The organism is Streptomyces sp. NPDC054840 (assembly GCF_053611065.1).
Window position 1 is genome coordinate 1 of sequence record NZ_JBSGZP010000337.1, and the last position, 7,827, is coordinate 7,827.

General features: G+C 70.0%; 11 protein-coding genes. 3 read left to right on the top strand and 8 right to left on the bottom strand.

What is annotated here, in order from left to right; translation table 11 throughout:
• Window positions 1-256: 256 nt before the first annotated feature.
• From ACWGIU_RS22720 to ACWGIU_RS22745, 6 genes are all read right to left on the bottom strand, one after another.
• On the bottom strand, window positions 257-877 hold the full coding sequence (locus ACWGIU_RS22720) for a restriction endonuclease (RefSeq protein ID WP_453708499.1): 621 nt from the start codon (window positions 875-877) through the stop codon (window positions 257-259).
• Between the two features lie 80 nt (window positions 878-957).
• A complete protein-coding gene (locus ACWGIU_RS22725) occupies window positions 958-1,260 on the bottom strand; it encodes a hypothetical protein (protein ID WP_453708501.1) in 303 nt (100 codons plus the stop codon).
• A gap of 715 nt (window positions 1,261-1,975) precedes the next feature.
• Window positions 1,976-2,248 carry a hypothetical protein gene (locus tag ACWGIU_RS22730; protein WP_453708503.1) on the bottom strand — a complete coding sequence of 91 codons (273 nt, stop codon included), beginning with the start codon at window positions 2,246-2,248 and terminating at the stop codon, window positions 1,976-1,978.
• A 48-nt stretch (window positions 2,249-2,296) separates the two neighbouring features.
• Window positions 2,297-2,563 carry a hypothetical protein gene (locus tag ACWGIU_RS22735; RefSeq protein ID WP_453708504.1) on the bottom strand — a complete coding sequence of 89 codons (267 nt, stop codon included), beginning with the start codon at window positions 2,561-2,563 and terminating at the stop codon, window positions 2,297-2,299.
• 95 nt (window positions 2,564-2,658) lie between these two features.
• Complete coding sequence (locus tag ACWGIU_RS22740; RefSeq protein ID WP_453708506.1) at window positions 2,659-2,847, bottom strand: hypothetical protein; 189 nt, start codon at window positions 2,845-2,847, stop codon at window positions 2,659-2,661.
• 5 nt (window positions 2,848-2,852) lie between these two features.
• A complete protein-coding gene (locus tag ACWGIU_RS22745) occupies window positions 2,853-3,428 on the bottom strand; it encodes a DUF5994 family protein (RefSeq protein ID WP_453708508.1) in 576 nt (191 codons plus the stop codon).
• Window positions 3,429-3,720: 292 nt separating this feature from the next.
• Between ACWGIU_RS22745 and ACWGIU_RS22750 the strand changes: the two genes are divergently transcribed.
• On the top strand, window positions 3,721-4,230 hold the full coding sequence (locus ACWGIU_RS22750) for a DUF5994 family protein (protein WP_453708510.1): 510 nt from the start codon (window positions 3,721-3,723) through the stop codon (window positions 4,228-4,230).
• Here the strand turns inward: ACWGIU_RS22750 and ACWGIU_RS22755 are convergent.
• A complete protein-coding gene (locus tag ACWGIU_RS22755) occupies window positions 4,161-5,000 on the bottom strand; it encodes an alpha/beta fold hydrolase (RefSeq protein ID WP_453708512.1) in 840 nt (279 codons plus the stop codon). The two genes, ACWGIU_RS22750 and ACWGIU_RS22755, sit on opposite strands and share 70 nt — an antisense overlap.
• A 324-nt stretch (window positions 5,001-5,324) precedes the next feature.
• Between ACWGIU_RS22755 and ACWGIU_RS22760 the strand changes: the two genes are divergently transcribed.
• Window positions 5,325-5,477: a hypothetical protein gene (locus ACWGIU_RS22760; RefSeq protein WP_453708513.1), complete on the top strand. Its 153-nt coding sequence runs from the start codon at window positions 5,325-5,327 to the stop codon at window positions 5,475-5,477.
• Between the two features lie 118 nt (window positions 5,478-5,595).
• The gene (locus ACWGIU_RS22765) at window positions 5,596-7,080 is read left to right on the top strand and encodes a UDP-N-acetylmuramoyl-L-alanyl-D-glutamate--2,6-diaminopimelate ligase (protein ID WP_453708515.1); all 1,485 of its coding nucleotides are present in this window, start codon (window positions 5,596-5,598) and stop codon (window positions 7,078-7,080) included.
• Between the two features lie 139 nt (window positions 7,081-7,219).
• Here the strand turns inward: ACWGIU_RS22765 and ACWGIU_RS22770 are convergent, their stop codons facing one another.
• On the bottom strand, window positions 7,220-7,420 hold the full coding sequence (locus ACWGIU_RS22770) for a hypothetical protein (RefSeq protein ID WP_453708517.1): 201 nt from the start codon (window positions 7,418-7,420) through the stop codon (window positions 7,220-7,222).
• Between the last annotated feature and the right edge of the window lie 407 nt (window positions 7,421-7,827).

The following is a 7,827-nucleotide window of genomic DNA, read 5'->3' on the forward strand; positions in this document are numbered from 1 at the left end:
CGGGGCCAACGCTGAAATGCGTTGGCCCCGGTGGCGTTGGTCAACAGGCGTACGGGGCGAAGGAGCGGGGGACTTGATCATGAGACCAAGCAGCCGTTCGAGTGAGGAACGGGCCTCCGGTGTGGCTGTCGCCGACGCCTCCGGCTGGGTTGGGCGCGCCGGCAGTCCCGCGCCGGACTCGGCAGTTTCTGCCCGCCGGGGTTGGCGCGTGATCTCGGGCACGGGCCCGAGCACCCTGCGAGGCGGCCCAGGCGCATCACGAGAGCGAACTCGGTTTCCGGGGTGGTGGGACGGCGCGGAGGAGTTCCCACAGGGGGCGCGAGCCGCTGGCCCACTGGGCGAGGAGGTGGCGGTCGACGAGGTGGAGGCGCTGGGACTTGGCGAAGTCGAGGGCGGGCCGAGAGAAGCGACCGTTGGTGAGCATGACGAGGACGTCGCCGCCGTGTATCTGGCGGCCGGTGCCGTTGAGGACCTGGAGGTCTGGGGTGCCGACCGCGGACCCTTGCCAGCCGGCCTTGCGGTGCTTGCACTGGATCACCCAGCGGCGGCCGTAGGGGTCGGTGGCTTTGACGTCCGCACCGTTGTCGCCCCGTCCGCCGACTTTCTGGGCGTCGGCGCAGCCGTCGCGGTGCATGAGGTCCCGTACGGCGAACTCGAAGTCGTTGTGGTGGAGGCTGTCGAGGTGTTCGACGGCGTAGCGCAGCCCCTGCGCCCGGACCTGCTCCCATCGGGCTGCTTCCTGGCGCCGCCGCAGCCACAGCCAGCCGGCACCTGCTGCGGCGACCAAGATCAGGGCCAAGACCCATGGATGGGCGGCCAGCCATGACAGGAGGGCCATGACCATGCTGAAGGCCACTGCGACCGCCAAGCCGAGCATCCACAGCTCCTCCGAGCCAGTGCTCTTGCGACGTCGTGCGCTGCCGCCGCGCTTGCGCCGCCTTGCGGGTGGGCGGCGGGTCACCGGCCGCTCGCCGCGGTGGGGAAGACGATCGGATAGGAGACCGTCGGCTCCGGCCGAGGTGTCGGCTGGTTCTCCCACGCCGGCCACTTGATCGGATAGATCGACGTCGACTGCGGCTGGGGTAACTCCGGTCCTGGTGCTGCGTCCGCACCAGCCGTCGTGGAGCTGTTACCGAAGATGAAGACCCCGGCCACGATCAGGCCCAGCAGAGCGGTTTCCCGGCGAGCCCCCGGCGGAAGCCGGAGATGCCCGCTGACCTCGGTGCCATCCGACTTCACGTACGTATTGATCCAGGGCATAGCTGCATCCCCCTCGGTGGTCGCGTTGCACCTCCCTGCGCAACTGGCCTATGAAAGCAGCTGCCACTGACAACACGTCACCCCCTGGTCACTATTTGTGATCATCTGCTGAATTGCCAACTCTCACCCCCCGGCCGCGGTGGCGGGGCGTGGCCTCGTCCGGGGGGCGGCCTGGCCGTGCGCGCCACGGCAACAGGCCTGACTCAGCCGGTGGTTGCCTGCCCGGCTTCGTGGTGACGAATCCGCGAACGCAGGCTCATGTGTGGCGCAGGAAATGCGTCTCGTGATGTGAGACGACCCTGCGTCCGTGTGGTGCAAGTGGTGCGCTCAGGCCCTCTGGGCAGGGCATTCCTGCGAGTTGGGGCACGCGGAGGGCATGGCAAAGGGTGAGAGGTCTAGACAAGGAAGAAGACCCAGGTCGCTGACCTGGGCCTTCTTGTGAGAGCGGATGACGGGAATCGAACCCGCGCTATAAGCTTGGGAATCTATGGCGCACAGGTGGTCCATGTGGCCTCTGAACTGCGGTTTCCGTCTCTGATTGCCTCCGTCGGGACTGCCTGGCGCACCGGTCCTGACCGCTGTTCACCGCGCCGAAGGGCACGGACGGGGCACGGCCTTGTCGGCTTGACGCCGTGGAGCCTTGGGATCGCGTCGGGGGCGCGGAACTGAAGCACTGGGTACCCACGTGCCAGGCCCTTCACGTGTGCAAGCGGATTCAGTCGTGCTCTTCCTCCTCGGCCTCCATGCGTCGGATTCCCTCGTGGGTGAGGGTGACCATCGCGGGGGTGTTGCCCGGTTCCCAGTCGACGGTGATCAGGCCTTCGCCCGCCAGGTAGGTGCAGGCGGCGGCCAGGTCCTGTTCCGGTACGTGGAGCTCGCGCCGCAGCTGTGCTCCGGTGATGCCGAGGAGGCGGTTGCCCTCGACGGCTTCGTACAGGACCTGGAGCACCTGTGCGCGGTAGGTCTGGCGTTCGCGCAGTGTGGCCATGACCGCGTCCTTTCGCGTGCGGGGTGGGCTCCGGGGCCCGTGGGGCTCTCAGGTCTCGTCGGAGTGGGCGCCGGTGCCGACGGGGCTCCGGCTGGCGGCCAGCCAGGAGTGGGCGGGGCCGGCGGGTGTTGCCGTGTCCACGGTGAGGTGGAGGCGGGTGTCGCCGTCGAGGCCGGGGTAGCTGCGCTGTTCCGCTCCGGCGAAACAGCCGCGAAGGGCTTCCGCAACCGCTCGGGCGGCTTCGGGCGTGTGCGCGATGATCCGTACCTCGGCGTGCCCGAGCGACGGCAGTGTCTGGGTCTCGATGTACTTCACGTGGGCGTGTTCCCTTTCGGAGTGGGCGAGAAGCCGGCGGGTCGGGGCACCGTGGCGCCCCGACCGCTGCTCCCGGTCGGAGGAAGGTCTGTTCCTCACCGGTCGGCATCCGTGGGGTGGGCTCGACGACTGGTGTCGTCCGGCAGGCCGGGAGGTCTGGGCAGGGGGTCGCTGAAGTGGTGGGCCGCGATCCGAGCGTCGTGCTGGGCGTTGAGCCGGTGGATCAGGCGCATTCCGATGGCGGTCGCGAGGACGATCACCGCGATGAGGACGAAGGTCTCCACGGAGCTCACCTCCGGCCACTTCCGAGCAGGGGGAGGGCGCTTCGTTCCCTCGGGTTCCCGAAGGTGGACGTGCAGGCCCCGCCCTCGTCCTCCCAGGTGGCTTCTCGGCGCAGGGCGTCACGGATGCCGCGCCCGATGGCGGCTTCGTTGGTCATCAGGACGCCCGCGGTGAGGACGCTGCCGGGGATCGCTGCGGCGGCCATCAGGCGGGCCGCGGCTGCGGGTGCGGTTTCGGGCGGGATGACGAGGAGGTCCAAGCGCCCCACGGTGTAGGAGAGCAGGATGAGCTTGTCGGGGTCCTGTTCGGTGAACCAGCCCACGTGCAGCATGCGCCCATCCACGGCAAGGGTGTGCGGTACGACGGGCCAGCGGGTGGGGTTCACGGTGACACGGGTGACGCGGCCCCAGGGGTCGTCCAGGGCGGCGGTGAGCGGTGGGAGCTCGGTTTCGAGCTCGCGGGAGTAGGGCCACCAGGCCCCGTCCAGCTGGCCGGCGAGCGTGGTCTTCGGGGCGAGGGACAAGCGAATCGGGAGCTCTGCGGCGAGGTCGCGGGGCGCGGTCCGGTCGAGGGTCGTGGTCATGATGTGGACCTGCCCCCGGACTGCTCGTCGGCAGCCCGGTTTTTAGGCGATCGCCAGAAATGACACCCGCGTGAAAGCGGGTGCGCGAAATACTCCCGGTGTTTTGACTGTACGCCCGTTCTATGGACTCTGACTGGCGTGACCAGGTATTTTCCGGCGGGCGGTGGAGCGGGCGGCGGGAGTAACGTGAAATCACGGCGGCTCGCGCGCGTCGCCGTACCGGCACGAGGGTCGGCAGCGGTGCCCGACCTGCGGTGACGTGCGGCCGCATCCCGTAGACGGGTGGATCCACATGCCTGACTCCGACATCCCCCACACGCCCCCACTGCTCCTGCCGGATGAGATCCATCAGGCGGTCAAACCGGGTACAGCCTTGCTGCGGCTGGAGACCACGCGGTCCCGGGAGGGGCCTCTGGACGGCGCGTGGTGGCCCCGCACGCGCGACATCGAGACCGAGTTGCCCGCGCTGATCGGCACGTTGACCGAGTACCTCGGGCCCATCACCCGGGTGGGCGTGGACGCATCCGCCTGGAATGGCCTCCCCACCCGCCTGGTCATCGACGACCAGGTCGTGCACCTAGACTCCGACCCGGTCGGTGACGACACCGTCCTCATCACCCGCGGCCACAACGACCACTTCGCCCTGCTGGTGGTTCCCCCGGACACCACAGCCGACGCCGCCCACGAGGCGATGGCCCGCGCCGTTCGCGCCGACAACATCACCGAGGCCGCTCAGATCCTCATCGCCACCACGCCCGAACCCGAGGACGGCGGCGCCGCCGACCCGACAGCCCGAACCTGAACCCTCAGCGGCCGAGGTACCGCTCGACAGCCGCGGCGACGGCCTTGGGGGGACTCCTCCGGTGCGTAGTGCCCCGTGTTCGGGAGCACCTCCAGCTGAGCATTCGGGTACCACTGCATCCAGGTGGCCCGCATGGCCTCGGTGCCCAGTGCGGGGTCGTTCGCACCGGCGAGGAGGAGGACCGGCACTGGGTTGTCCTTCACCTGCTCGTGGAAGTCGACGCGCGCCCAGGAATCCAGGTACGCGCGGAAGGCCGTCGCCGAGGAGCGTTCCACCGAGCGGCTGACCATGGCGTCCAGCCACGTATCGTCGCGCAGCCCGCCGGTGGTGTTGTCGATGATTGCCCTGCGGTTGGCGGGGTTCTTCGCGGCCCCGGCGAACAGCTCCCACATCTCCCCCTCGAGCGGGAAGCCCGACGCGGGAACCGGCGAGACGCCAATGATCGAGCGGACACGCGACGGGGCATCCAGCAGCATCGGCTGGGCCGCCTTGGCGCCCATGGAGTGACCGATGACCGAGAAGGACTCCCAGCCCAGACGGTCGGCCACGGCCAGGGCGTCCTCGGCGACCTCCTCCATCGTGAACGCGCCGTCCGCGTCGATCGCCTCGCCGTACCCCCGACAGTCCAGGAACCCGTAGCTGAACCTGTCCCCGTTCAAGTGCTCGCGCATCGGGTCGAAGCTCGACCGGTCGCCGAACCAGTTGTGCAGCAGGAGAGTTCGTTTTGAGCCGCTGCCCAGTACGTCGTGCGGAAGGACCTGTCCTGTCACAACATCCCCTGCTCAGGTGGTCGTGTACGGCCGGCGGTCACCGGTGATCAAGTCTTGCGACCTCCGACAGGCCACGTCAAAGCGCCACACGCGCGGACCGGCAGAGCCGGGGCGTCGGCAGCCGATGGTGGGCAGGGCGCGAAGTTGCATGGGCGGCGCAGTGGTCGTGGCCCGCCAGGACGGGCGCCGCCTCCACCTGAGCCCTCGCCTCCAGCCATGCATCCACGTACGGGCACGGCTGGTCACCGTCGTTGACGCACCGGTGGCCACCACGTGCCGGCAGCGGCGATCCCCGGGCCGCTGGGTGGGCCGTACACTCGGCCCATGGGTCGCACATGTTCCTCGAGGCAGTGCCTGCAGCAGGCCGCCTCCGGGATGCGCCCGGCCGCCGGGGTTCCGACCGTCGTCGACCCGGCCGGCACGGCTTTCGCCGCGGTGCCCGAGACCCGCCGTACCGCCTTGCACGGCAACGGCTAGCGCTTCGCGCCTCCGGCTCCTCCGCTCCACATCACCACAGCAGCTTCCCGGCATGCCGCCGGCGCTGCCGCCTGGCTACGGCCGCACGCCCGGGCCAGAGCCCCTCGAAGGGATCATTGTGAAGCTGAGCGAATTGCTGGCCGGCCAGGAGCACCACGTCCTCCAGGGTGATCCGGACACGACGCTGATCACCGCGGGAACCACCTTCGACGCCGACCGGGTCACGCCGGGATCGCTCTTCATCGCCGTACCCGGACACCGGAAAGGCGGCCCCGGCTCCGCCCTGCCCGCACTTGCCCGGGGCGCCGCCGCCGTCCTCGTCGACGGCAGTGAGTCCGACCTGCCGGCCGCGGCGTGGCCCCCGGGCACCTGCGCCGTCCGCGTACCCGACGCGCGGACGGCCGCCGCGGTGGTGACCTCCCGTTACTTCGGTGAGCCCGGGCGGCAGATGGACGTGGTGGCGATCACCGGCACCAACGGGAAGACCTCCGTCTCGTACATGGTCGAGTCCGTCCTGCGGATCGCCGAGGGCTCCAGGGTGGGGGTGATCGGAACCGCCGGAAGCAGGATCGGCGACGAGCAGATCTCCATGCCGCCATCGGTGCTGACCACGCCGGAATCTCCCGACCTGCAGTACCTGCTGGGGTACATGCGCGACCGCGGGGCCGCCGGCGTGGTGCTGGAGGCTACCTCGATGGCGCTGCTGACGCACCGGGTGGACCGTACGTTCATCGACGTCGGGGTCTTCACCAACCTGACGCAGGACCATCTGGACGACCACGGGACGATGGCGGACTACCGGGACGCCAAGCTGCGGCTCTTCCAGGGCCTGTGCCGGCGTGCGGTGGTCAACGCCGACGATCCGGTGGGCGCGGGCATCGTGTCGATGATGCCGGGTGCGGTGACCACGTACGCCCTGGACCGCCCGGCTGACTACCGGGCCACCGACCTTGTGGTGTGTGCCTCGGGTACGCGGTTCACCCTCCACCACGACGGACGCGCCCACCCGGCCTCGATCCCCGTTCCCGGCCGGTTCTCGGTGTCCAACGCGCTGGCCACCGTGGCAGCCTGCCACGCGCTGGGGCACGAGCTGGGCCCCCTGGTCGACGCGCTCGACCGGATGCCGCCGGTCCCCGGCCGGATGGAACGCTTCCGGACCCCGCTGGGCACCTCCGTGATCGTGGACTACGCCCACTCGCCGGACTCCCTGGACAAGGTCCTGACCACCATCCAGGGCTTCGCCCGCGGCCGGGTGATCACGGTCTTCGGCTGCGGCGGGGACCGCGACACCACCAAACGGGCCGAGATGGGCCAGATCGCCGGGACCCACTCCGACCTCTGTGTCCTGACCTCGGACAACCCCCGCAACGAGGACCCCGAGGCCATCCTGGACCAGGTCTCTCCCGGCCTCACGGCGACCGGCACCCCCTTCCGGCGCTACGCCGACCGCCGCCAGGCGATCGCCTTCGCCCTGTCCGCGGCGGGCCCCGACGACACGGTCCTGATCGCGGGCAAGGGCAGCGAACCACACCAGATCGTCGGCGAGGAACTGCTCCCCTTCAGCGACATGGCCACCGTGCGCGAACTGGCCCAGACCGGGTGACGGCCGGCGTGATGGGTCGGGCAGGTCCTGCACTCGGGCGCTGAGCCGGTCGCAATCGGCACGGAGCGCGGACAGCCGGGTCCGTGCCGGCGGCGGCCCGACCGCGCGGGCCGCGCGCTGTGGAGGCCCAGCCCGCTGGTCAGGGCGTCTCGTCGTGCAGGTCCTCCTCGCGCAGCAGATCATCCTCGCGGCGGCGCGAGGTCTCCTTCTGTCCCTGCTTCTGTCCCCGCTCGCGGGACGACTTGCCCGGCTGGGGGTGCGCGGGGTCCCCGGGGCGATGGTGAACCTGTGCCTCGGGGCCCTTGCCCCGCTTCTCGGGCTTGTCCTGCGTACCGCCCATGACGGCGACTCCTCTCGATGCGTGGGGTACGGATTCCTCCGGATCACGCTGACACGCACAGTGATGGCCTGCATCATTTCGACCGTGCCCGACGTAAGCGGTTGTCGCCCGCGCAGGCCGGAGACTGCCTGCGTCGTACTCCCCATCGGGGGCAGCGTGGCGCGTGCCTCGGTTGCGGCGTTGGTGTAGTGACGGGCCAGGTGCGCGAAGGCGCCCTTGAGTTCGGCTGGCCCGACGACCACATGACGAGATGCCCGACCCGACAGCTGGGTTCCAGCGATGTTTGTTAGCCATGTCCCTGGCAGGAAAGGCCCTCCGGCCGGGGCATTCCCGTGAGTTGGGGCACGCGGAGGGCACGGCAGGGCTGAGAGGTCTAGGCAACGAAGAAGGCCCAGGTCGCTGACCTG